Below are 22,739 nucleotides of genomic sequence, written 5' to 3' on the forward strand. Positions count from 1 at the left end.
CCCGCCCGAACTTCGACCTCGCGCTCACCCGAACTTCGGCTCTCACCCGAACTTCGGATGGAAAACGCGGTTCTGCTCCGAACGACGGGTGAGAGCCGAAAATCGGGTCGCGAGGTCGGCTTCGCGATGGTGCGGATCGAGGAGCTCCGCTCCTCTCCTGCCGCACGCGCGATAGGATGGGGCGTTAGCGACGGCGAGCGGTAAGGAGCGGGAATGGCGGACACTCTCTTCGAGTTGGGCCCGACCGGGCGACCCGAGCGCATCATTCCGGCGCCGAAGAAGCTCGACCGGCACGGCCCGGCGCGCATCATCGCGATGTGCAACCAGAAGGGCGGCGTCGGCAAGACGACTTCGACGATCAACCTCGCGGCGGCGCTCGCGCGCTACGGGCGCCGGGTGCTCGCCGTCGACTTCGACCCGCAGGGCGCGCTCTCGGCCGGCCTCGGCGTCACGGCGCACGACGTGCCCACCATCTACGACCTCATGCTCGGCAAGGTGAAGGATCCGCAGGAGGCGATCCAGAAGACCGAGACCGACGGGCTCGACGTGATCCCTGCCAATATCGATCTCTCGGCCGCCGAGGTGCACCTCGTCACCGAGGTCGCCCGCGAGCAGATTCTCGCCGGCGTGCTGCGCAAGGTCTCGGGCGACTACGACGTCATCCTCGTCGACTGCCAGCCGTCGCTCGGCCTGCTGACCGTGAACGCCCTCACCGCCAGCCACGGCGTGCTCATCCCGCTCGCCTGCGAGTACTTCGCGCTGCGCGGCGTCGCCCTGCTCGTCGAGACCATCGACAAGGTGAAGGATCGTCTGAACCCGGCGCTCGAGCTCGACGGCATCCTCGCCACCATGTACGACGCCCGCACCCTGCACGCGCGCGAGGTGCTCGAGCGCGTCGTCGACACCTTCGGCGACAAGGTCTTCGACACCGTCATCGGCCGCACCGTGAAGCTGCCCGACGCGCAGATCGCCGCGAAGCCGATTCTCGACTACGCGCCGGCGAACCCGGCGTCGGAGGCCTACCTGAAGCTGGCCCGCGAGCTGGTGCAGCGCGGTTCGGTCGCCTGATGAACGGCCCGGAGCGCGAGAGCCATGGCCACCGCGACTGACCCGGCACCGGAAGCACCCGAGAACAGCGGGTTCCATGTCTCGCTCGACATGTTCGACGGGCCGTTCGACCTGCTGCTGAACCTCATCGGCAAGCACGAGCTCGACATCACCGAGGTGTCGCTCAGCCTCGTCACCGACGAGTTCATCTCGTACCTCGACACGCTCGAAGGGGAGGGCATCGGCCTGCTCGACCGCGCCTCCGAGTTCCTCGTCGTGGCGGCGACGCTGCTCGACCTCAAGATCGCGAGCCTGCTGCCCCAGGGCGAGGCCGTCGACGCCGAGGACATCGCGCTGCTCGAGGCGCGCGACCTGCTCTTCGCCAGACTGCTGCAGTACCGCGCCTTCAAGCAGGCGAGCGCCTGGTTCCGCTCGCGCTTCGACACCGAGAGCGCACGGCACCCGCGGCTCGTGCCGCTCGACACGAAGTACCGCGAGCAGGCGCCGGAGCTCGTCTGGCAGCTCACTCCGGAAGATTTCGCCGCCGTCGCGATGCTCGCGTTCGCGCCGCGCGAGATCCCGACCGTCGGACTCGAGCACCTGCACGCGCCGCTCGTGTCGATCCGCGAGCAGGCCGCCGTCGTGGTGTCGATGCTGCGCACGGGGAGCGCTCGCAGCTTCCGCGAGCTCATCGCAGGAGTGTCGGAGCGCGGCGTCATCGTGGCGCGCTTCCTCGCCATCCTCGAACTGTACCGCCGCGCGGCGGTCACCTTCGACCAGGCCGAACCGCTCGGCGAACTGCACGTGCAGTGGAGCGGTGAGAGCTGGTCCGACGACGAACTGGCTACGCTGGGCAATGACTATGACTGAAGAGCACGAACCGATCGCGGCGGCAGCGGGGGCAGGGATCCCTGTCGATGCCGCGCCCGACGAGACCCCCGAGACCGCGCTCGAGGAGGCGCCCGGCACCGAGGCGCCCGACACCGAGCTTAGTCGCGCCCGTGACGCCCACACGCTGCAGCAGCAGCTCGAGGCGCTGCTCATCGTGGCCGATGAGCCGCTCAGCGCGGTGGCGCTCGCGACGGCGACGGCCCGGCCGATGCGCGAGGTGCGCGCCGCACTGGCCGCCCTGATCGCCGACCTCGACGGCGCGGGCACCGAGCTCGGCAGCAGCACGAACCCCCGAGGCTTCGAGCTGCGCGAGGTCGCGGGCGGTTACCGCTTCTACGTGCGCGAGAGCCTCGACCCCGTCGTCGCCGATTTCGTGCAGCAGCAGACCCCGTCGAAGCTGTCGCAGGCGGCGCTCGAGACGCTCGCCGTGATCGCGTACCGGCAGCCGATCTCGCGCGGAGCCATCGCCTCGGTGCGCGCGGTCAACGTCGACTCGGTCGTGCGCACTCTGCTCGGCCGCGGTCTCATCACCGAGGTCGGGCACGACCCCGAGACGACGGCGACGCTCTACGGCACGACCGAGGCGCTGCTCGGCCACCTCGGCATCGGCGACGTGTCGGAGCTGCCGCCCATCGCCCCCCTCCTCGATGACGGATCGGAAGGATTCGAGCATGAATCATTCGCATGACCGCGACCGCGACCGCGCCCGCGCCCGTGACCGCGACCGCGACGCGGGCGGACGGGCCGGGAGCGGCGGGAGCTTCGAAGTCGATGGTCGGGCGATCGAGATCGACATGGCGGAGTGGGGATGGGACCGCCCGGTCGCGGCCGCGAGCTCCGAGGCCCCGGAGGAGGACGACGGCCGGGTGCGGCTGCAGAAGGCGCTCGCACATGCCGGTGTCGCTTCGCGCCGCGCGTGCGAGGCGTTCATCACCGGCGGCCGCGTCACCGTGAACGGCGAGGTGCAGCGCGAACTCGGGTCGCGCATCGACCCCGAGCGCGACGATGTGCGCGTCGATGGCGTCGTCGTGCAGCTCGACGTGTCGAAGCGGTACTTCGTGCTGAACAAGCCCCGCGGCGTCGTCTCGACGATGCACGACGAGAACGGGCGCCCCGACCTGCGCGAGTTCACGAACTCGGTCGAAGATCGGCTTTACAACGTCGGTCGCCTCGACACCGACACGAGCGGACTGCTCATCCTGACGAACGACGGCGAGCTCGCGCATCGTCTCGCGCACCCGAGCTTCGGCGTGCAGAAGACCTACATCGCGAAGGTGCGGGGGCGCATGACGCCCGCGACGATCCAGCAGTTGAAAGACGGCGTCGAGCTGAAGGACGGCCCGATCAAGGTCGACCGCGCGAAGCTCTTGCCCGGCGGCGCGAGCAAGTCGCACTCGCTCGTGGAGGTCACGCTGCATTCGGGGCGCAACCGCATCGTGCGGCGCATGCTCGCCGAGGTCGGGCACCCGGTCGACGAGCTCGTGCGGCGCCAGTTCGGGCCGCTGCATCTCGGCACGCTGCGCGTCGGCGAGATGCGCGAGCTCTCGGCCGCCGAGCGCGGTGCGCTCTTGAGCGCCGCGGAGGACGGCGGCGCCGGCGACGCGAAGACCGGGGCCGGCGATGCCGGTGCCGGCAAGGACAGTAAGAACGGCAAGACCGGGGGAGCGAAGCGCGGTCGCGGCGCGGTCACCGGCGGAAGGCCGGGCGACGGAGTCGGCGCCCGAGGCATGCGCGGGGTCGCCGCGAAGGGAAACCCGCATAACCGTCGCGGCGCTGCCGCGGGCGGGAAGCGGCGGAAGCCGCGCCCGCCCGCGAATTCGTAGGCCGTCGGGCTGCGGTGGGCCGCACTGCGTGACGCCACCGAGGAAGTCTCGAAGAGCGCGCTTGCGCGGTATCGACGTGCGAGCGGGGTGGTGCTCGGTGTTGTCTGCCGATGCGACCGGGGTGCTGGTCTCTCGGCGTCGCTCGCGCCTGGTGCGGCGGTCTGCGGTGAGAAGCGGTGTGGTGTTCGCTTCCTGATGATCATTTAAATAGTCTCGAGCGAATCGCACAAACGACTACTCTTAGATTGAGCATTTTGCATAGTGAAGCCTCGAGGGGAGTGGCAGAAAATGGACAAAGTGACGGAGCTCGACGGCATCGACCGGAGAATCCTCGAGCAGCTCGATATCGATGCCCGCATGCCGGTCGCGATGATCGCCCAGAAGCTCGGTCTCGCCCGCGGCACGGTGCAGGCCCGGCTCGACAAGATGCAGGAGCGCGACGCGCTGCGCCCCCACAGCGCCCGGGTGAAGCCGGCCGCCCTCGGCCGCCCTGTCGCGGCGATGGTGCAGGTGCAGCTCGACCAGCACCTCATCGCCGAGGCGGTGCGCGCGCTCGCCGGCATCCCCGAGGTGCTCGAGTGCTTCGCCCCCGCCGGCGACACCGACCTGCTGCTGCGCGTCGTCGCGCGCGACCCCGACGATCTGTACCGCGTGAGCGAGGAGATCAGGCTCTGCCCGGGCATCAATCGCACCTCGACCAGCCTCTACCTGCGCCAGGTCATCCCGTACCGCGTCACCGGACTGCTGCGCGAGGGGGCCGGAGTACGGCAGAATTGAACCGGCACGGCGGGAAGGGCGGTCTATGAACGAGCTGCAGGCGCGCACACAGGGATCGATCCACATCATCGGCTCCGGACTGCTCGGGGCGAGCATCGGCCTCGGCCTCCGCGAACGCGGCGTCGACGTGACGCTCGAAGACCTCTCGCCGACGACCGTCGCGCTCGCCGCAGACTACGGCGCGGGCCGTCCCCGCGCCGCCGACGACGCCCCGCCCGCCCTCGTGGTCGTCGCGACGCCGCCCGACGTCGTCGCGGACGTCGTCGAGCGCGCGCTCCAGGCCTACCCCGACGCGATCGTCACCGATGTCGCCAGTGTGAAGCTCGCCCCGTACCGCGCGCTCATGGAGCGCGGCGTCGACCTCGTGCGCTACGTCGGCTCGCACCCCATGGCCGGGCGCGAGCGCGGCAGCGCGATCATGGCCCGCGCCGACCTCTTCGTCGGCCGGCCCTGGGTCATCTGCCGCGACGGCGAGACCCCCGCGGCCGCGCTCGCCCTCGTCGAGGGCATCGCGCTCGATCTCGGCGGTGTGCTGCTCGAGATGACGCCCGAGGAGCACGACCGCTCGGTCGGGCTCGTCTCGCATCTGCCGCAGGTCGTGTCGAGCCTGCTCGCCGGCCGCCTCGTGCCCGCGAGCGAGCCGGCGATCGCGCTCGCCGGCGCCGGCCTCCGCGACACGACGCGCATCGCCTCGAGCGACCCGGAACTGTGGGTGCAGATCCTCGCCGCGAATCGCGAACCGATCGTCGGGCTGCTCGATGCGCTCGCCGCAGACATCGCCGGGTTCACGGAGGCGCTGCGCGACCCGTCGCAGGCGGGCGCGAAACGGCGCATCGCCGACCTGCTCTCGGCCGGCAACCGCGGCGTCTCGCGCATCCCGGGCAAGCACGGCTCCTCCGAGCGGTTCGCCACGATCTCCGTCATCGTCGACGACCGACCCGGCCAGCTGGCGCGCCTGCTCACCGAACTCGGAGAACTGGGCATTAATATGGAAGACTTGCGCCTCGAGCACTCGCCGGGCGCTCAGATCGGTTTCGCGGAGATCGCGGTGCTGCCCGAGGTCGCCGAACGCGCTGTCGCCGATCTCGCTGATCGCGGATGGAGGACCTTGTGAATGTTGCGCATGCGGCCGATGCCACGGCCGGCGCCGTCGCGCCCATCCTCGTCGCGATCGACGGGCCCGCGGGCAGCGGCAAATCGAGCGTATCCCGCGAGGCCGCTGCGCGCCTCGGGTTCGGCATTCTCGACACCGGCGCGGCGTACCGCGCGCTGACCTGGGCCTCTGCGCATACAGGGATCGACCTCGACGACGAGGCGTCCGTGGCGGGCCTCATGGAGCGCTGGAACTACCGGACGACGCTGCTCGGCGAGCAGCGGGTCGGCGTGCTGCTGCCCGGTGGGCGCAGTGACGAGACGCACGACCTGACGGCGGCGATCCGCGACCCCGAGATCAGCGGGCAGGTGAGCCGCGTGTCGAAGCACCCCGAGGTGCGCGAGCGCCTCAACGCGATGTTCCGCGCCATCGTCGCGGAGTCGGGGCTGCCCGGCGTCGTGATCGAGGGGCGCGACATCACGACCGTCGTGGCCCCGGACGCACCCGTGCGCATCCTCATGACGGCATCGCCCGAAGTGCGGGCGCAGCGCCGCGCGGGGGAGCTCGACGGGCTGTCGCACGAGCAGGTGCTCGCCGACATCGTCGCACGCGACGCACGCGACGCGCTGGTCGTGGACTTCTTCAACCCGGCGCCGGGGGTCGAGCTCGTCGATACGAGCGACATGGATTTCGAGCAGTCGGTTCAGGCTGTGGTCGACATCGTAGGAGCGGCGCAGCGCGCCGCAGAAGAGAGTAAGAGATGAGCACCGAGCACACCGAGGCGGAGTTCCCCGGCGACGACATCATCGAGGGCGAGGGCTTCGACGCCGCGCTCGCAGGCGATGACGTGACCGACGAGGAGCGCCTGCGCGCCATGCGCTCGAGCCTGGACGGTTTCGATCTCGAAGAGGACGATCTCGCGATCATCGGCGAGAACGGCGAGTTCTTGGGCTTCGAGCACGCCCTCACCGAGGCGCTGCCGGTCGTCGCGATCGTCGGCCGCCCGAACGTCGGCAAGTCGGCGCTCGTGAACCGCATCCTCGGCCGCCGCGAGGCCGTCGTGGAGGATGTGCCGGGCGTGACGCGCGACCGTGTGAGCTACCCTGCGGAGTGGAACGATACGCGCTTCACCCTCGTCGATACGGGCGGGTGGGAGCCCGACGCGAAGGGCATCGACGCGTCGGTGGCACTGCAGGCCGAGGTCGCCATCGAACTCTGCGACGTCGTCTTGTTCGTCGTCGACTCGCGCGTCGGCCCGACCGCGACCGATGAGCGCGTCGTGCAGCTGCTGCGCCGCACGAAGAAGCCGGTCTTCCTCATCGCGAACAAGGTCGACGATGCCGCGTTCGAGCCGGAGGCGGCGCAGCTGTGGTCGCTCGGTCTCGGCGAGCCGCACGCCGTGTCGGCGCTGCACGGTCGAGGCGTGGCCGATCTGCTCGACCGCGTCATCGACGCGCTGCCCGAGGAGTCGGCGGTCGCGCAGCCGAAGCTCGCCGGCCCGCGCCGCGTCGCCATTCTCGGCCGCCCGAACGTCGGCAAGTCGAGCCTGCTCAACAAGGCCGCCGGCGAGGAGCGCGTGGTCGTGAACGACCTCGCGGGCACCACGCGCGACCCGGTCGACGAGCAGGTGGAGATCGCGGGCAAGGTGTGGACCTTCGTCGACACCGCCGGCATCCGCCGCCGCGTGCACCTGCAGAAGGGCGCCGACTTCTACGCGTCGCTGCGCACCGCGACCGCGCTCGAGAAGGCGGAGGTCGCGATCGTCGTGCTCGACGTCACCGAGGAGATCAGCGACCAGGATCTGCGCATCATCGATCTCGTGCTCGAGTCGGGGCGCGCGCTCGTGCTGGCGTTCAACAAGTGGGACCTGCTCGACGACGATCGTCGCCGCTACCTCGAACGCGAGATCGACCAGGATCTGGCGCACGTCGCCTGGGCGCCGCGAGTGAACATCTCGGCGCGCACCGGCCGCCACCTCGAGAAGCTGGTACCGGCGCTCGAGGTCGCGCTCGAGTCGTGGGATACGCGCATCTCGACGGCGAAGTTCAACGCGTTCATCGCGGAGCTGACGCAGGAGAACCCACACCCGCTGCGCGGCGGCAAGCAGCCCCGCATTCTCTTCGGCACGCAGGTGCAGAACCGCCCGCCGACCTTCGTGCTGTTCACGAGCGGCTTCCTCGACCCCGGCTACCGCCGATTCGTGCAGCGCCGCCTGCGCGAGAACTACGGTTTCGAGGGCACCCCCATCCAGATCAACATGCGCATCCGTGAGCGCAGGCTGCGGCGGTAGCCGCGGCCCGCGCTCCGAAACAGCGATTTCTCGCTGTTTCGAGGATGCGGAGCAGTCGTCTCGACTGCTCTGAGCGCTGCGACGGGCGCGGCCCGGAGCAGCTCCCGCTTTTCCATGAGCGGCGTCTGCGTCGCTGACGCCGCTCCTCGGAGGCCATTTCTGGCCTCCGAGAGGATGCGCCGCGCGGCTCTGCTCGCGCGGTGAGCATCGCGTAGCGATTCCGTAGAACCGTGAGCGCAGGCTGCGGCGGTAGCCGCGGCCCGCGCTCCGCGATCCCTGTCGAGCCTCGCGTGCCCGATCTGATGCACAATCGCACCGGAATTCCGCACTATTTCCTGCATTCGGTCAGGGAGGCCCCCGTTACTCTCGGAGCATGGCCGAGGAACCCCGTGAACTGACCCGCCTCGAACAGGCGATCGACCGGGCGGCGCACCGCATCCTCGCGGGCCGGCCCGAGAGCGGCCCCCGGGCCGTCGCGATCGAGTGCGCGGTGTTCGTGCTGAAGCAGGCGTGGGCGTGCGTGTTCGGCGCGCTGCTGCTCGCGGTGATTGTCGCGGCCAGGCTCTGGTACCCGGACGACGCGGTGCTCGCCCGCAACGACGCCCTCACGATCGCGGCGATCGCGATCCAGATCGGCATGCTCGTGTTCCGGCTCGAGAGCGGCCGCGAGCTGTGGGTGATCGTGCTGTTCCACATCACCGGCACCGTGATGGAGCTCTTCAAGACCGACGTCGGCTCGTGGAGCTACGGCGTCGAGGGGGTGCTGCGCATCGGCGCGGTGCCGCTGTTCAGCGGGTTCATGTATGCGGCGGTCGGCTCGTACATGGTGCGCGTGACACGCCTGCACGCGCTGCGCTTCACGCGGTATCCGCCGGTATGGGCGACGGCGCTCGTCGCGGCCGCCATCTACGCGAACTTCTTCACGCACCACTTCACCGTCGATCTGCGCTGGGCGCTGCTCGCCGCCGTCGTCGTGCTGTGGGCGCGTACGACGATGGTGTTCCGGGTGTGGCGGTCCGAGCTGCGGGTGCCGCTGCTCGCGGTGTTCGCGGGCGTCGCCGTGTTCATCTGGTTGGCCGAGAACATCGCGACGTGGGGCGGGGCCTGGCTCTACCCGCACCAGCAGGGCGGCTGGGAGCTGGTGTCGCCGCAGAAGCTCGTCTCGTGGTTCCTGCTCATGATCATCTCGGTCGTGCTCGTCACGTTCGTCTACCCGCCGCGACCGCCCGCGGTCGGGCAGGCGCCCGGCGGCGCGCGGCGGTCCCGCTGAGGCGAGCACAGAGATCGCGCCCAGCGGGACCGGGGAGAACGGCGGCCGGTCAGCTCGCCGCGAGCGGCAGCGCGATGAGGCCGAAGCCGACGACGGCAATGACCGCGACGATCGCGATCGCGACGAGCGCGAGCAGTACCCCGTTCAGCCAGACGCCCCAGAGGGCCAGCGTCCGTTCGGCGGTGCCGCGACGCAGGGCGAGCATGCCGAGCACGAACCCGACGATCGGCACGAATAACGACCAGCCGGCGGCGATCGAGACGATTCCGATGACGAAGCTCGCGAGAGCGAAGGAACTCGCGCGCGACTCATCGGCCGCGGGGGTCTGCGTCGCGGCGGGGGCGGGGGCGGGTGCGGGTGCGACGGACGCGTCCGGTGCGGCCGAGCGGTTCTGGAGCTCCAGTTCGACGGTCTGGTCGGGGAGGATCGCGGTCACTGCGGTGGTGGTCATGTCGACGCCTTTCGTGCAATCGCAGGGCACTGGGTGCGGCCCCTGCGTGATGATTCCACGTTACGAGCGTGCGGCATCCGGGCGCGTCCTGCCCCGGTATCGGCCGGGTGGTACCGCGGTACCGTCTCGCTCAGACTGCGCGCGATGCGGTATCGGGCAGTGCGGATGCCGCTTCCGCTTCTTCGGCCCCCGACACGTCGGTGCCCTTCGGCGTGACGCAGAAGACGAGCACGGCGACGGCCACCATGAGCAGCCCGCCGACGATCCCCGTGAGCTGCAGCGAGCGGGTGAACGCCTCGCCCGCCGAGGCGATGAGCTCGGGGGATGCGGCGTGCTCGCCGATCGCCACCGCTGCGCCGAGCGATTCGCGCGCCTGCCGGGCGAGCTCGGCGGTCAGCCCGTCGAGCGATGCGCCCGCCGCGAGCTCGGTGCGGTAGACGAGCGCCGAGACGCTGCCGAGGATGGCGACGCCGAGCACCGACCCGAGCTCGTACGAGGTCTCCTCGAGCGCTCCGGCACTGCCCGCCTTCTCGAGCGGCGATCCCGACATGATCATCGCCGAGCCGATCGCGAGCGACCCCATGCCGATGCCGATGAGGGCGAGCGACAGCAGCACCGCCACGAGGTTCAGCCCGCCGGGAACGACCCCGAGCACGAGCATGCCGAGCCCCGCCGTCGCGACGCCGCCCGCGAGCACGGCGCGCGTGCCGATGAGCCGTGCGAGCGGGGGAGCGGCGAGCGACCCGAGTGCGCTCGTGATCGCGATCGGCAGCATCTGGATGCCCGCCTCGAAGGGAGTGGCTCCGCCGACGAGCTGCAGCCACTGGGCGAGCAGCAGCATCGCGGCCGCCATGGCGAACATCGAACCGAGGGCGGCGATGATCCCTGCCGAGAAGACGCGGCTGCGGAAGAGCGCGAGGTCGATGAGCGGATGCGTGCTCCTCGCGCAGCGCGCCCCGAACCAGGCGAGCAGGGCGAGGCCGATGAGCCCCGCGACCCAGGCGGCGGGGTCGGCGAGCGTCGCCAGCTTGCCGAACGTCTTCACCGACCACACGGTGAGCGTCATGCCGCCGAGAGCGAGGGCCGCCGCGACGAGGTCGAGGGGGCCGGGGTGCGAGACCCGCGACTCGGGCAGGATGACGATGCCGGCGACGAGCGCGACGAGCATGAGCGGCACGTTCACGAGGAACGCGGCGTGCCACGAGAAGTGCTCGAGCAGGAAGCCGCCGAGCAGCGGGCCGGTCGCGGCGCCGAGGCCCGACACCGCCGCCCAGATCGAGAGCGCCGTCGCGCGTTCGCGCGGGTCGGTGAAGATGACGCGGATGAGGGAGAGCGTCGCGGGCATGATCATCGCGCCGCCGAAGCCGAGGAAGGCGCGCACCGCAATCACGGCCCCGGCGGTCGGGGCCCACAGCACGAGGAGGGATGCGACGCCGAAGATCGTGTAGCCGAGCAGCAGCATGCGCTTGCGGCCCCACCGGTCGGCGACCGCGGCGAGCGGCACGAGGAGCCCTGCGAGGATGAGGGAGTAGACGTCGATGATCCAGAGCTGCTGGTCGGAATCGGGGTGCAGCTCGGCCGCCATCTCGGGCAGCGCGATGTTCAGGATCGTCATGTCCATCATGATCACGAGCAGGCTCGCGGTGAGAACGGCGACGGCGCTCCAGCGGCGGGCGCGGCTGAGCTGGTTCGCGGGGGTCATGGTCGTGCTCCGGTAGTGGGTGCGGGGTCGTGCATGGTGAGGATGGCCTGCAGAGCCGTGGTGAGCTCGTCGCGGCCGAGGGGTTCGTCGTTGATGCCGGCGTGCACGGTCGCGCCGTCGAGATAGACGGTGACGGCTGCGGCGCAGGCCTGGCCGAGGTGCGGGGCGAGCATGGCGGTGAGGCGGTCGTTCCAGCGGCGGGCGAGACTGCGCATGCGCGGGTCGACGGTGGCGCTCGAGATGAGGGCGAGGTCGGCGGCGACGGCGCGGCGGTCGAGGAGGAAGTCGTGCAGCGAGTCGACGAACCGGTCGAGCGCGATGCCGGTGGCGGCCTCGGGGTCGCGTGCGGTGCCTGCGGCGGTGCCGGCGGCGGTGCCTGTCGTAGTGTCGGTGGCGGTGCCGGCCGCGGTGCCGGCGTCGATGCGGGGGAGCAGCGCCTGCACCTCGGCGAGCTGCTCATCGACATCGTCGGCGAGCAGCTGCAGGGCGAGCTCGCGCAGCTCGTCGAGCGATGCGAAGTACTGCGTGGTCGAGCCGAGCGAGACGCCGGCGCGTTCGGCGATGCTGCGGTGCGAGATGCCGGCCGGGCCGTTCTCAGTGATGAGCTCGGCGGCGGCGCGCACGATGGCGCGTTTGCGGCCCTCGGGGTCGCGGCGGCCGGGCGACGGGAGCGGTGCGGCGGTCATGGTGCTTTCTCGACAGGGATCATCGTGTACAAACGTACATGTACATTTGTACACGAGTTCGTTCGCGTGGGCAATCCGCGGGTCCGGGCGCGCCGGAGCAGGGCCGAATATTACGGGCCGCATCGCGCAATGTCAGCGGCGGCATGTAGCGTTACTCGGACGCAAGCAACCTCCGAAGGAGCACCCCATGGTTCTCACCACGCCGCTCAGCACCGCCGACCTCTACGACGAGCGGGGCAGCGAGCTCGACTCGGTATCGCTGCAGTTCCTGGATCTCGGGGGAGTGACCGCGTTCAGCGGCCCGGTGCGCACGGTGCGCTGCTTCCAGGACAACGCGCTGCTCAAGAGCATCCTCGGCACGCCCGGCGACGGCGCTGTACTCGTGATCGACGGCGGCGGCTCGCTCGAGACCGCGCTCGTCGGCGACATCATCGCGGGCCTCGGCGTCGACAACGGCTGGGCCGGGCTCATCGTCAACGGCGCCATCCGCGACCGCGTCGCGATCGGCACCCTGCCCATCGGCGTGAAGGCGCTCGGATCGAACCCGGCGAAGTCGACGAAGACCGGCGCCGGCGAGGCCGACGTCACAGTCACGATCGGCGGTGTGGATTTCACTCCGGGGGCGACCGTGTGGGCCGATGAGGACGGTATCCTCGTCGAGCGCTGAGCTCGTGCCCCGCGCAGGCGAGCGCGCCCTGCCGGCGCCGATGAGGACTGTCGAACGGCGATCCCTGGCGAGCGCTACGAGACGCGACCGAGCTGCTTCAGCAGCTGCTTCGAACCGCGCACCCCGGTGACGCCGGCGGAGAGGCAGCGTGCCCGCAGTTCGGCATCGCTCGTGGCGACCGTGACGCTGCGGCCGCGGGCGATCTCGGCCTGCGCCTGAGCGACGATCTCGTCGTCGCCGATCTCGACCGCGTCGACCACGCGCACGTGCGGGGTGCTCTCGATGCCGCGAGCGACGCCCTCCGTCACGAAGATCCAGCTCGGGAAGGCCCGATCGAGCCCCGGTACCACGGTGGCGGGCAGCTCGACGAACCCGGCGCGAATGCCCTTCCCGGTCGCCGCACGCTTCTCGATGCGGTCGCGCAGCTTGGCGGCCGCGCCGCGACGATCCTTCCACCACCCGTCGGGCACCGCGCCCACGACGTTCGCGGCATCGACCACCACGGTCGGGCGGGCGGCGAGCAGCGGGCGCAGCAGCGGCCAGCTCGCCGCGAACGCCGGGTGCAGCTCGCGCCCGTCGACCTCGTCGACGCGCACCCACTCGAGCGCGTGGCTCTCGGCATCCGTGATCTCGGGCTCGAACGGCTCGACGACCTCGGCGATGAGGGTCGTGTACGTCCAGCCGCCACGGTCGAGCACATGCGTGAAGAGCGGTTCGACGGCGCCGTCGGGCACCCCCGCCTCCTCCTGCGATTCGCGGATCGCGCCGACGATCGCGGCCTCGCCCTCATGCCGCGCACCGCCCGGGATGCCCCACGTGTCGCCATGGTCGCTCCAGGTGACCCGATGCTGCAGCAGCACGGCGTCGAGGTCGCGGTCGTAGGCGATCATGCCCGCCGCGCCGTAGCGGCCCCAGTAGCGAACCCCGTCGTCGGCCGTCACCCATGCGTCGCCGGGGTCTCGAAGGTCGCTCATGGGCTCCAGCGTAGCAACGCGATTTCGTGGGTCACATGTATCTTCCGGGCGCGATCGACCGAGTGGTCATTCGCGCCTCCGAAGTATGAGTAAGATAGAGGAGTTGTCTCGCAGAGGCGTGATGGCAACGGGCTGTGGCGCAGCTTGGTAGCGCACTTGACTGGGGGTCAAGTGCGGTAACGACTCGGTACGGCTCGAAAATAGAACAACGGGATGTGGCGCAGCTTGGTAGCGCACTTGACTGGGGGTCAAGGGGTCGCAGGTTCAAATCCTGTCATCCCGACAGAAAAGCCCAGGTGAGAGCAGATTTCTCACCTGGGCTTCGTCGTTTCTGTTGTCCTTTTCGGAGGGGTTTATGGAAGCATCCGGCCGCGGGCGCTGATGCCTTCCGGGACGCGTCGATTGCGGCCGTTGTGACGAGCCGGGACCTGGCCGGGACCTGGAGCCCGTTTTGGGCCGCGATCGGCCGCGTTTTCATCGCCGGGGTGCCGTCGCCCGACTGGACGGTGCGGGGCTGTCACGCTCGGGGTTTTCGTGTCCGTCGAGGAATGCGTTGGCGCGTGTGGCGGCGGAGGTGAGGTACCGGGTATCTGGGTGCAGGTAACCGCGGGTGGTCTCGATGGATTTGTGTCCGACGATGCATTGCGGCACGTGCAAGGGGATGCCTGCGTCGGCCCATCCAGGTCGCGCCGGTGCCCGTTTGTGCTGAGGATTGCGAGTTCATCGAGCCAGGGCATCAGTAGCCCGACCTTCTCCTCACCCAGGCGGATCACGCGGGCAGGGTCCGTGGTTCGGGTATCGAGGAATCTCTGGGCGTCGAGGCGGCCAGAGAACACAGTGGCGTACTGCCAGAAAACCTGGTCAATCAGATAATCGTTGTCGACATAGAGCGTGGTCATCGTGACCCATGGCTCCGGCTCGACGCCAACCAAGGTGAAAGGGCGTGATCAGCACAGCGTCGCCGCGATTGAGGTAACGGTGGCCGAACTCGCCGAACAGGATCGCAGCCCCTGACCGCAACACCGCGAGCTGTGCGCAATCAAAAGCGTGAGGCGGTTTCGCTCTATGGAGCGAACGTGTCCTCGCAGTGATCGGCGAGTAGTCCTCGTTGCGAGGGGGTGTCTCCTTCGTCGTTGCTTGGGTCACGACCGAGTCTCATTGCGATCTCGGCCAGCGGCGGGCGATGATTCTCGTCCCGTCGAAGCCGTCCTGGAAAGTGGCAGCTACCTCCCAGGACGGCTTTACTCGGTCCCGGCTCACACCGCCTCGTTCCTGGTTCCGTCGAGGAGGACGCTTGCGAGGTGTTTGGTTGCTCGGGTTTGGGCGACGTAGAGGTCGCGCATGCCTGCTTCGCTCGCGGCCTTGATCCCGGTGGGGTCGATGATGACGACGGTGTCGAACTCCAGACCGCGTGCGTCTGGCGCGGGAACGATCGTGGCCGTGCGGGCCCACTCGAGGCTCTCCAGTGTGAGGGCGCGTTCGGGGGTCGCAACGACGCCGATCAACTCGTGTGGATGATCCCGCGCGAGTTCACCGATCAGGTCCGCCACCTGGCTGGTGAGGTGCTCTTCGCTCGTAGTGAGGGTGCGTGGTTGTTCGCCGTGCCGGATGGATTCGGAGAGTTCCTGGTCGGGCGCGATCTGAGCGAGCAGTGGCCGGGTGGATTCGAGGATCTCAGCGGTGGTGCGGTAGTTGATGGTGAGGCGGCGATGAACGAACCGGTCTCGCACGAACGGGGCCAGTGCGTCATCCCAGAACCTGATGGTCGTCGTGGGCCCTGCTTGGGCGAGGTCTCCGACAATCGTCATGGACTTGCCGGGGCAGCGACGCATCAGCATGCGCCACTGCATCTCAGAGAGCTGCTGCGCCTCATCGACCACGATGTGCCCGTAGATGCTCTCCGGGACGCCGTCGATCAGGGCGTGTGCTTCATCGAGGAGCGCGAGGTCAGCGTGACTCCACCCACCCACCGTGCCTGACATCATCAGCGCCACCTCCTCCTCAGAGACGTCGGGAAGGACGGCCGTGAGCGTGTCGTGGTCGTTCAGGAAACGGCGGACCGCATCGACAGCGTCGAGGCGAGGCCAGACGCGGGTGACTGCCTGGTCGATGGCGGGGTCGTCGAGGAGGTCGTCGCGGATGCTGTCCCAGTCGATGTCGAGTCCGTCGGATGCTTCCGTGGTGTTGTGGTGATCTCGGGGGCCGTATCGGTCGAGGTTGATACCCAGCAGGGTCTCGATCTCTTCCTCGAAGTCGTCGAGTTCCTTGGTGGTGCGATGTTCGAGTTCGTTTACGAGGTCATCGACGATGTACTCGATGAAGAGTTCACGGCCACAGTTGTGACCGGTATCGCCCTGCAATGCCTGCCTGCGAGCGGCATCGACAATCGATGCGTCGAGGACGACCGTGTCGTGTGAGGTTTTCAGCTCCAGCGCCACACCGTGCGGCTGATGGCGCTGCACCCAGCGGGCGAGGCCCTCGGCGATGAGGGCGCGGCCCTTGATGCGTGCCACTGCGTCCGGTTCGCTTCGTGTGGCTTGTGCGCCGACGAGGTCGGGCATTGTCGCCAGTTGCACGTCGTTCTCGCCGAGGGAGGGCAGCACGTCGGAGATGTAGGTGAGGAACCGCTGGTTCGGTCCGAAGACCAGCACGCCGCGCTCAGCGATGGACTCGAATGCATACAGCACGTAAGCGGCGCGGTGCAGCGCCACAATCGTCTTACCGGTACCGGGTCCGCCGTCGACGACCATGACTCCCCGATGATCGGAGCGGACGATCTCGTCCTGCTCGGTCTGCAGCGTCGCGGCGGCCTCGTGCATCTTTCCCGTTCGGGCAGCGCTCAGGGCAGCCACCAGGGGACTGTCGCCGACGAGGTCTCCCTCTCTTGGGGAAGTGCCGTCAAGGATCTCGTCGTTGACATCAATCACTCGACGCCCGTCGAGACGCAGATGCCGGCGGCGGCGTACCCCCATCGGAGCGGCCATCGTCGCCGAATAGAACGGGCGGGCGGCCTCTGCCCGCCAATCAATCAGCAGGAGGTTTCCGTCGTCGGTGCGCAAACTCACCCGGCCAATATGAAAAGCGTCACCTTCGGTGGAATCGATACGTCCGAAGCACAAAGAATGCTCCGCCGACCGCAACCGACCGATTCCCTCGTTCAGATGCGCGGTCTCGATGTCCTTTGCATATCGGTCGCTCGGGTCCTCGATCGGCCGGGCCAGCACGCGCTCCCGCGTGGCGAGCTTCGCAGCCACTTCCTCATCGAGCCGCGCATACATCACCCCCACCAAATGCTGCTCTTCGTCGACCTGTCCTGCCTTATCAAACTGGTTGCTCATACCCCTCGTCTTCCCTTGACCGACGTCCACTATGAAGACTCAAATCGGCAAAGACAACGTTGATCTTTGCGTCAAAACATGGCCTCGAACTATCGCTGTCATCGCCTGAGTATGCTCCCCGAACGTGCGCGTCGGCGGGTCTTATGTCGCCCTCCTCAACGTTCTCGGAAGCTCGATCTGCTGTTTCGCATGTCACTGTGCGCCGGAGTTCAGTGAATACGCCGAACTCCGGCGGCGGGAGGGTGGCTATGCGCTTCACAGCCGAAGGAGGTCCTTCACTTGCCTCCGCGCCGGAACCTGCGCGCGGTCAGCGGGAGGTAGACCAGGGTGAGCAGCACGGGCCATCCGATAGCGAGGGCCAACGCGTGTTCTCCTGCAAAGCTCAGCGCCTCCCAATGCCTACCGCCGAGGAGCTGACGTACTGCGGTCGCCGTTGCTGAGATCGGGTTGAACTCGACGACTGCACCGAGCCAGGTGGGCATGGTGGCCGGATTGACGAAGACGCTCGACAGGAAGGCCACGGGCCATGTGAGTATCTGAATGTAGGCGACTGACTCGACGGACTTGGCGCCGTAACCGATGAAGATGCCGAACCACAGGAGAGCGAACCTTAGCAGCAGCAGCAGCGCGAGTGCCAGCAGCACTCGATCGATGCTGAGGTCGGGACGCCACCCAATCGCGAACGCGAAGGCCACCATCAAAGCCAGACTGATGAGCGAACTGAGCAGATCCGCAAGTGCGCGGCCGAACACGATCGCTATGCCGCTGATGGGATAGGAACGCAGGCGATCATTGATGCCTCGGGTGGCGTCAGCTGCTGCGGAGAGTGTTGTCGTCTCCAAGCCGAACAGCATGGTGACGGCCAACATGCCGGGGACCAAGAAGTCCACGTATGTCGATCCATCTGGGACATCGATCGCTCCGCCGAACAAGCCGAGGAAGAGCAGGGTTGTGAACACTGGAAAGAGCCAAACCGTGGCTGTTGCGCCGATCTGGCGGGGCCATGAACCTACGGTCCGTCCGGCGATGATCCACGACGCGGACAAGAGGTTGGGAGCAGGTACTTCCGTGTGCATCGTTGCGGAATTCGTTGTCATCGTCAGTTCTCCTCGGTGTCACGGTGGTCGCCGGTCAGTGCCAGGAAGACCTCATCGAGCGACGGCCTCCGGAGCGTCACCTCGGCTGGTGAGATCCCAGCGGATGCCAGCTCAGCGATAACCTCACCCAGAACTGTCGCCGATGCGCTCGGCAACGTGACAGTGGTCGTGTTCTCATCCAGGTGCGATTCAGCGGAGATTCGACTCAGAACGCCCAGCGATCTCTTGGCGTCGTCGGCGGTTTCAAAAATGGCCTGAATGACGGGAGGTCCGACCAGCGTCTTGAGTTCGTTCGGAGTGCCCTGCGCTGCGACCCTGCCGCGGGCAAGTAGGACGATCCGATCAGCGAGCTGGTCGGCCTCTTCGAGGTACTGGGTCGTCAACAGGATCGTGGTGCCGCCGCGGACCAGTGCTCGCAGTGACTCCCATAGGTCTTGACGCGCTGCGGGATCGAGCCCAGTTGTTGGCTCGTCCACGAAGAGAACTTGAGGCGGAACGACAAGGCTGGTCGCGAGGTCCAGTCGGCGGCGCATCCCGCCAGAGAAGCTGCTAACGGCCCGATTCTGCGCTTCGCTCAGGCCGAACTCCGCGATCAACTCGTCAGCGCGTTGTCCCGCCACCCGACGCCCCAGCCCTCGGAGTCGCCCGAAGAAGCGAAGGTTCTGCCCTGCGGTGAGCTGCTCGTCCACGGCGGCGTACTGCCCTACGAGCCCAATGCGTTCCCGCACGCGAGCCGCCTCGGTGGATACGTCGTGCCCACCGACCCGTGCCGTTCCTCGGTCGAAGGGTACAAGCGTGGAGAGCCCTTTGACTGCCGTTGTCTTCCCTGCACCGTTGGGTCCGAGAAGCGCCAAGACCTCGCCTTGGTTTGCATGCAGGCTCAGCTCGCGCAGGCCGCTCTCGCCGTCGCGCGACCGGTAGACCTTGCTCACGCCCTCGGCTTCTATCACTGGTCTCACAGGCAAACCCCTATCCATACACGGTTCCGTACACTGTTCCGTACACTGTTCCGTACAGTGTAGCGTAACATAGTATGGACAGGAACTATTCCCGCCGATCGCAGGAGGTGGCCGAGGTGACTGAGCGCACAGGAACCGGGGACCCACTACAGAGCATCGCGCTGCTCTGGCGCACCAACCCGAAGACAGGAAGATCGAATCTGACCCTCGACGCGATCGTGGAGGCCGCGATCAACGTCGCGACAGAGATCGGAATCGACAAGCTATCGATGCGCAAGATCGCTGGCAGCGTGGGCGTGGGCGTGATGTCCCTTTACCAGCGCGTCCCCGGAAAGGGCGAACTGATCGATCTCATGGTCGATCACGTCAATGGCGGCGTCTACGACTCGGCTACAAGACCGGACGCCACAAACGGATGGCGCTCGGCGATAGAGGAGATTGCTGCCCAGAATTGGCAGTTGTTCTCACAGCACCCCTGGCTCCTCGGGATCGACACAACCAGACCTCCACTCGGCCCCGGCACGACTGCCAAGTACGACCTAGAACTCGCCCCGTTGGTCGGAATAGGGCTGAGCGACGTGGAAATCGACCAAATCCTCGCGCTCGTACTCGATCATGTCAAAGCAGCGGCCAGGGTTCTCCTCGGCGTGGCAGAGACGGCTGAGAAGACCGGAAGCGACGACCATGACTGGTGGACCACGGCAGGCCCCCTCCTCGCCGCGCTGATCGATGAGAAGCGATTCCCGAATGCAACACGGATTGGAGCCGCATCGGGAGCGCAGTACGACTCCGCAGTGGACGGTGAACTGCAATTCCAGTTCGGATTGCGAATGATCCTCGACGGGGTGGAGAAACTCATCGCGAGCAAGTAGGGCGCTCGTCAGCACTGAAGGACCGTCTGCTGGCTCAAAGCCACAGCTTCGAGTGCAGCGTGAGCTTGTAGTGCCAGTACACCGTTGCCCAGCGCTGTGACCTGCTGATTTGACCTCAGGCTGTGTGATTCGGCCGTCACCCACCCCTGAGGGAGTCCCATGAGCCATTCGACGAACTCAGGAGTCGCGCGTGGTCCGACCCTTTCGCCAACGAGCGCGGGTGTGGGTGCGGCTCTGCTCGTGACGTGCTCCCAGCAAACTATGGCGTCGGCGTATTGTCCCCATCGTTGAAGATGGTCTCGATCAGTGACCGGGGGTCGCAGGTTCAAATCCTGTCATCCCGACGGAAAAGCCCAGGTGAGAGCAGGTTTCTCACCTGGGCTTCGTCCTTTCTGTTGTCGTTTTCGTAGGGGCTTATGGAAGCATCCGACCGCGGGTGCTGATGCCTCCCGTGATGCGTCGGTTGCGGCCGTTGTGACGAGCCGGGACCTGGCCGGGACCTACAGTCCGTTTTGGGTCGCGATCGGCAGTCTCATTCATCGCCGAGGTGCTGTCGTTGGGCTGGACATGACGGGGCTGTCGCGGTCGTGGTTCTCGTTTCCGTCGAGGAACGCGTTGGCGCGTGCGGCGGCGTCGGTGAGGTGCCTGGTGTCGGGGTGGAGGTAGCCGCGGGTAGCCTCGATAGACTTATGGCCCGAACTCAGTACACGTCGAGAACGGAACGAAGTCCGGCCGATTCAGTGCGGGCCGTGGAAGTCGCTTGTCTCCTTGACCTTTTTTCCGCGCTTTAGGGACCTCTCCGCGGTATGCCTTGCGGCTTCAGACCCAGCGTTCCGGAACCGCTTGCAGAGCTGTTCGGGAGACGAAGCGTGCACTGCTTCCCAGAATCCTGACGGGAACATCGATGCTCATGCCCATGGCATCCCGGCCGAGAAGGTCAGGTTCTCACCGATCGAGCACGACTCCTGACGACACGGGGTCTCTGCGTTCGGTGTGAGCACCAGCTTTGCTCAACTACCGTCCGGATCCGCTCAGGCGGGGAGCTGATAGTCGAACCAAATGCGGTGCGTCCCATCCGCGTCGACTGCGATTCCGCCTCCGCCCGAGATTCCTGTCAACTCCCCAGTGCCGCTCGAGGGGATAATGACCAACGACTCGTCACTCCGGACATCTCCGACCGTCGTTGCCGAATGTGAGAAATTGAACGTACCCGACCGGCCGCCGAGCACGCCTTCGAAAGACTCCATTGCGACATACCCGCCGACGTCGGTGGCCGCGTCAAGAGCGTACGTGAATACCGTCACCGAGCGTCCGGCGACATCTCCCGTGAACTGCTTCTCCATTCTCATTACCGCCACGGAGGTGGCAGTCACCGGCCCGGTATCCATGTGCGGGTCGACGGGGGAGAACGCTTCTACAGTGAAGGTCCCTGATGCTTGCATGTTGCTCCTTTGATTCCCTGAATTCTATAGTCACGCCCGAAGCAGGAACGCGGCGTCACGGTCGTATTCGTCGGCTTCGTCGCGCAGCTCAGGCTTGCTCAGTTCGTCGGCTTTCGCGCGTGAGAAGTCGGCAAGCTGGTAGAGCCGGCGGATCGCCACCTGAACGACGGCGTCGACGGTGAGAGGGATGCTCCCGGCATCCGGCCCGTAAGCGTCGATCAGCAACTGGATGCGTCGTGACACGTCGCGCCCGGTCGGCGCCCCGACCGGTGGTTCGCCCGTGAGTGGAACCATGCGCGTGGCGAAATAGGCGATGTCCCAGATTCGCGGGCCGGGCGAGCACATGTCGAAGTCGATCGCACCGACGATCGTGCCGTCGTCGAACGCGAGATTGTGCGGGGAGAAATCGTTGTGGCAGATGACCTCCACGGGCACCTTGGTCGCCGACTGCCAGACGCTCTCATCGAGCGGGAAGCCGATGGATGCATCGTGCAGTCGGCGCAGCATCCGTGCCCCCTGCTCAAGTGCCGCATCCGTCCACACCCAGTTCGGCAGGGGATAGGCGGGGACGAACGCGTCGATGAAGCTCAGCGTCTCGTGCGTTCCATCGAAGTCGATCGGCTCCGGCGCCCAGTCGATCCCTCCGCGCTTGAGGTAACGCAGGTAGCGGTGCACGGTCGGTGTCCACGGCCCGCCCACGCGACGGACCGTGTCGCCGTCGCGTACGACGGTGTTCATGTTTCCGCCGGACATCGCCTGCTGCATGTCGTTCATGATGTTTCCTCTTCTAGTCGTCGGTCTCGGGGATGAGCACGGTCGCGAGCGCTATTCGGCGCTGCCCTTCCTTGCGCTTCTCCAGATAGGGCGTGAGCACGTCCATGAGCTCAGCCTGCAGTTTCTCCAGGTCTTGAGTGTCGAGGTGGAGTACCGCGCGGGCGAACCCCAGAGAGCCCCGCATGTCCACGCGGTCGTCGTCGAGGAGCCGCTCGAAGTCATTCGAGAGTCCGCTGAGGAACATCGTGAACGCCGACCGCAGTTGCACCGCATCCATCGCCTGCAGCTCGCCGTGGCCCACATGCGCCAATCGGTCGCCGAGTGCGAGCGTGCGCTCGGTGGCACCGCGGACATGTCGTTCCTCGACGACAGCCAGGATGTCGGCCTCGAGCAGCGCCGCGACGTGCCGATACAGAGTGGCCTGCTTGACCTCGGGCAGCGCTTCACGCAGCCGAGTCGTCGTCATACTGCGACCCCCGAGCTGCTGAATGATCTTCATGCGCACCGGATGGAGGACGATGTCAGCGATCTGCTGCTCTTCAACCACGAGTGTTCTCCCAACCATTCTCACCATGATAATGTTCTC

General features: G+C 67.4%; 21 protein-coding genes, 1 tRNA gene and 1 pseudogene. 13 read left to right on the forward strand and 10 right to left on the reverse strand.

Annotation, left to right across the window (positions count from 1 at the left end):
- Positions 1-213 precede the first annotated feature (213 nt).
- The 9 genes and pseudogenes from ACUYTF_RS08175 (at position 214) to ACUYTF_RS08215 (ending at position 9,191) form a co-directional block, all read left to right on the forward strand.
- Positions 214-1,068, forward strand: a complete 855-nt coding sequence (locus ACUYTF_RS08175; protein WP_434142236.1) for an AAA family ATPase — start codon at positions 214-216, stop codon at positions 1,066-1,068.
- A 24-nt stretch (positions 1,069-1,092) separates the two neighbouring features.
- On the forward strand, positions 1,093-1,917 hold the full coding sequence (locus ACUYTF_RS08180) for a segregation/condensation protein A (protein ID WP_434142238.1): 825 nt from the start codon (positions 1,093-1,095) through the stop codon (positions 1,915-1,917).
- A complete protein-coding gene (scpB, locus tag ACUYTF_RS08185) occupies positions 1,910-2,626 on the forward strand; it encodes an SMC-Scp complex subunit ScpB (protein ID WP_434142764.1) in 717 nt (238 codons plus the stop codon). Before ACUYTF_RS08180 ends, scpB begins: the two co-directional genes overlap by 8 nt.
- 106 nt (positions 2,627-2,732) lie before the next feature.
- Positions 2,733-3,560 (forward strand): annotated as a pseudogene (locus tag ACUYTF_RS08190) (pseudouridine synthase); the annotation flags it as partial.
- Positions 3,561-4,049: 489 nt separating this feature from the next.
- On the forward strand, positions 4,050-4,538 hold the full coding sequence (locus tag ACUYTF_RS08195; protein ID WP_434142240.1) for an Lrp/AsnC ligand binding domain-containing protein: 489 nt from the start codon (positions 4,050-4,052) through the stop codon (positions 4,536-4,538).
- 25 nt (positions 4,539-4,563) lie between these two features.
- Positions 4,564-5,652, forward strand: coding sequence for a prephenate dehydrogenase (locus tag ACUYTF_RS08200; protein WP_449279597.1), 1,089 nt, complete (start codon positions 4,564-4,566; stop codon positions 5,650-5,652).
- Positions 5,637-6,395 (forward strand): (d)CMP kinase, encoded by a 759-nt coding sequence (gene cmk, locus ACUYTF_RS08205; protein ID WP_434142245.1) that lies wholly within the window; start codon positions 5,637-5,639, stop codon positions 6,393-6,395. The genes ACUYTF_RS08200 and cmk overlap by 16 nt, the downstream gene beginning before the upstream one ends.
- Entirely contained in the window at positions 6,392-7,921 is a 1,530-nt protein-coding gene (gene der / locus ACUYTF_RS08210) for a ribosome biogenesis GTPase Der (protein WP_434142247.1), read from the forward strand. Before cmk ends, der begins: the two co-directional genes overlap by 4 nt.
- Positions 7,922-8,294: 373 nt before the next feature.
- Positions 8,295-9,191 (forward strand): DUF817 domain-containing protein, encoded by an 897-nt coding sequence (locus tag ACUYTF_RS08215; RefSeq protein WP_434142249.1) that lies wholly within the window; start codon positions 8,295-8,297, stop codon positions 9,189-9,191.
- 49 nt (positions 9,192-9,240) lie between these two features.
- On the opposite strand, the gene ACUYTF_RS08220 is transcribed toward ACUYTF_RS08215, so the two are convergent.
- From ACUYTF_RS08220 to ACUYTF_RS08230, 3 genes are all read right to left on the reverse strand, one after another.
- Positions 9,241-9,642 (reverse strand): DUF4190 domain-containing protein, encoded by a 402-nt coding sequence (locus ACUYTF_RS08220; RefSeq protein ID WP_434142252.1) that lies wholly within the window; start codon positions 9,640-9,642, stop codon positions 9,241-9,243.
- 130 nt (positions 9,643-9,772) lie between these two features.
- Entirely contained in the window at positions 9,773-11,344 is a 1,572-nt protein-coding gene (locus ACUYTF_RS08225; protein WP_434142254.1) for an MFS transporter, read from the reverse strand.
- Positions 11,341-12,030 (reverse strand): TetR family transcriptional regulator, encoded by a 690-nt coding sequence (locus ACUYTF_RS08230; RefSeq protein ID WP_434142256.1) that lies wholly within the window; start codon positions 12,028-12,030, stop codon positions 11,341-11,343. The genes ACUYTF_RS08225 and ACUYTF_RS08230 overlap by 4 nt, the downstream gene beginning before the upstream one ends.
- A 187-nt stretch (positions 12,031-12,217) precedes the next feature.
- Here ACUYTF_RS08230 and rraA point away from each other — a divergent pair, with 187 nt between their 5' ends.
- A complete protein-coding gene (gene rraA / locus ACUYTF_RS08235; RefSeq protein ID WP_434142259.1) occupies positions 12,218-12,697 on the forward strand; it encodes a ribonuclease E activity regulator RraA in 480 nt (159 codons plus the stop codon).
- A 74-nt stretch (positions 12,698-12,771) separates the two neighbouring features.
- On the opposite strand, the gene ACUYTF_RS08240 is transcribed toward rraA, so the two are convergent.
- On the reverse strand, positions 12,772-13,671 hold the full coding sequence (locus tag ACUYTF_RS08240; RefSeq protein ID WP_434142260.1) for an NUDIX domain-containing protein: 900 nt from the start codon (positions 13,669-13,671) through the stop codon (positions 12,772-12,774).
- Positions 13,672-13,880: 209 nt separating this feature from the next.
- On the opposite strand from ACUYTF_RS08240, the gene ACUYTF_RS08245 reads away from it, so the two are divergent.
- Together ACUYTF_RS08245 and ACUYTF_RS08250 are read left to right on the forward strand one after the other, a co-directional pair.
- Positions 13,881-13,954: transfer RNA gene (locus ACUYTF_RS08245), tRNA-Pro, on the forward strand.
- A 608-nt stretch (positions 13,955-14,562) separates the two neighbouring features.
- Positions 14,563-14,685 carry a hypothetical protein gene (locus ACUYTF_RS08250; RefSeq protein ID WP_449279598.1) on the forward strand — a complete coding sequence of 41 codons (123 nt, stop codon included), beginning with the start codon at positions 14,563-14,565 and terminating at the stop codon, positions 14,683-14,685.
- A 242-nt stretch (positions 14,686-14,927) separates the two neighbouring features.
- Here the strand turns inward: ACUYTF_RS08250 and ACUYTF_RS08255 are convergent, their stop codons facing one another.
- The 3 genes from ACUYTF_RS08255 to ACUYTF_RS08265 all read right to left on the reverse strand — a co-directional run bounded on the left by ACUYTF_RS08255 (position 14,928) and on the right by ACUYTF_RS08265 (position 19,038).
- Positions 14,928-17,009, reverse strand: a complete 2,082-nt coding sequence (locus tag ACUYTF_RS08255) for a HelD family protein (protein ID WP_449279599.1) — start codon at positions 17,007-17,009, stop codon at positions 14,928-14,930.
- A 275-nt stretch (positions 17,010-17,284) separates the two neighbouring features.
- Positions 17,285-18,106, reverse strand: coding sequence for an ABC transporter permease (locus ACUYTF_RS08260; protein WP_449279600.1), 822 nt, complete (start codon positions 18,104-18,106; stop codon positions 17,285-17,287).
- 2 nt (positions 18,107-18,108) lie between these two features.
- Positions 18,109-19,038: an ATP-binding cassette domain-containing protein gene (locus ACUYTF_RS08265; protein WP_449279601.1), complete on the reverse strand. Its 930-nt coding sequence runs from the start codon at positions 19,036-19,038 to the stop codon at positions 18,109-18,111.
- Between the two features lie 143 nt (positions 19,039-19,181).
- Between ACUYTF_RS08265 and ACUYTF_RS08270 the strand changes: the two genes are divergently transcribed.
- Positions 19,182-19,937, forward strand: coding sequence for a TetR/AcrR family transcriptional regulator (locus tag ACUYTF_RS08270; RefSeq protein WP_449279602.1), 756 nt, complete (start codon positions 19,182-19,184; stop codon positions 19,935-19,937).
- Between the two features lie 1,031 nt (positions 19,938-20,968).
- Here the strand turns inward: ACUYTF_RS08270 and ACUYTF_RS08275 are convergent.
- From ACUYTF_RS08275 to ACUYTF_RS08285, 3 genes are read right to left on the reverse strand one after another with little or no spacing between them, the layout of a single operon-like run.
- Positions 20,969-21,379, reverse strand: a complete 411-nt coding sequence (locus tag ACUYTF_RS08275) for a DUF3224 domain-containing protein (protein WP_449279603.1) — start codon at positions 21,377-21,379, stop codon at positions 20,969-20,971.
- Positions 21,380-21,409: 30 nt separating this feature from the next.
- Positions 21,410-22,153 (reverse strand): phosphotransferase, encoded by a 744-nt coding sequence (locus ACUYTF_RS08280; protein WP_449279604.1) that lies wholly within the window; start codon positions 22,151-22,153, stop codon positions 21,410-21,412.
- Between the two features lie 13 nt (positions 22,154-22,166).
- Complete coding sequence (locus ACUYTF_RS08285; RefSeq protein WP_449279605.1) at positions 22,167-22,718, reverse strand: helix-turn-helix domain-containing protein; 552 nt, start codon at positions 22,716-22,718, stop codon at positions 22,167-22,169.
- Positions 22,719-22,739 lie beyond the last annotated feature (21 nt).

This window comes from Leucobacter sp. GX0328 (assembly GCF_053567315.1).

Bases quoted from the DNA above. Each gene is read 5' to 3' on its own strand.
- ACUYTF_RS08175 (WP_434142236.1), top strand. From the start codon at position 214: ATGGCGGACACTCTCTTCGAGTTGGGCCCGACCGGGCGACCCGAGCGC.
- ACUYTF_RS08180 (WP_434142238.1), top strand. From the start codon at position 1,093: ATGGCCACCGCGACTGACCCGGCACCGGAAGCACCCGAGAACAGCGGG.
- scpB (WP_434142764.1), top strand. From the start codon at position 1,910: ATGACTGAAGAGCACGAACCGATCGCGGCGGCAGCGGGGGCAGGGATC.
- ACUYTF_RS08195 (WP_434142240.1), top strand. From the start codon at position 4,050: ATGGACAAAGTGACGGAGCTCGACGGCATCGACCGGAGAATCCTCGAG.
- ACUYTF_RS08200 (WP_449279597.1), top strand. From the start codon at position 4,564: ATGAACGAGCTGCAGGCGCGCACACAGGGATCGATCCACATCATCGGC.
- cmk (WP_434142245.1), top strand. From the start codon at position 5,637: ATGGAGGACCTTGTGAATGTTGCGCATGCGGCCGATGCCACGGCCGGC.
- der (WP_434142247.1), top strand. From the start codon at position 6,392: ATGAGCACCGAGCACACCGAGGCGGAGTTCCCCGGCGACGACATCATC.
- ACUYTF_RS08215 (WP_434142249.1), top strand. From the start codon at position 8,295: ATGGCCGAGGAACCCCGTGAACTGACCCGCCTCGAACAGGCGATCGAC.
- ACUYTF_RS08220 (WP_434142252.1), bottom strand. From the start codon at position 9,642: ATGACCACCACCGCAGTGACCGCGATCCTCCCCGACCAGACCGTCGAA.
- ACUYTF_RS08225 (WP_434142254.1), bottom strand. From the start codon at position 11,344: ATGACCCCCGCGAACCAGCTCAGCCGCGCCCGCCGCTGGAGCGCCGTC.
- ACUYTF_RS08230 (WP_434142256.1), bottom strand. From the start codon at position 12,030: ATGACCGCCGCACCGCTCCCGTCGCCCGGCCGCCGCGACCCCGAGGGC.
- rraA (WP_434142259.1), top strand. From the start codon at position 12,218: ATGGTTCTCACCACGCCGCTCAGCACCGCCGACCTCTACGACGAGCGG.
- ACUYTF_RS08240 (WP_434142260.1), bottom strand. From the start codon at position 13,671: ATGAGCGACCTTCGAGACCCCGGCGACGCATGGGTGACGGCCGACGAC.
- ACUYTF_RS08255 (WP_449279599.1), bottom strand. From the start codon at position 17,009: ATGAGCAACCAGTTTGATAAGGCAGGACAGGTCGACGAAGAGCAGCAT.
- ACUYTF_RS08260 (WP_449279600.1), bottom strand. From the start codon at position 18,106: ATGACAACGAATTCCGCAACGATGCACACGGAAGTACCTGCTCCCAAC.
- ACUYTF_RS08275 (WP_449279603.1), bottom strand. From the start codon at position 21,379: ATGCAAGCATCAGGGACCTTCACTGTAGAAGCGTTCTCCCCCGTCGAC.
- ACUYTF_RS08280 (WP_449279604.1), bottom strand. From the start codon at position 22,153: ATGAACGACATGCAGCAGGCGATGTCCGGCGGAAACATGAACACCGTC.
- ACUYTF_RS08285 (WP_449279605.1), bottom strand. From the start codon at position 22,718: ATGGTTGGGAGAACACTCGTGGTTGAAGAGCAGCAGATCGCTGACATC.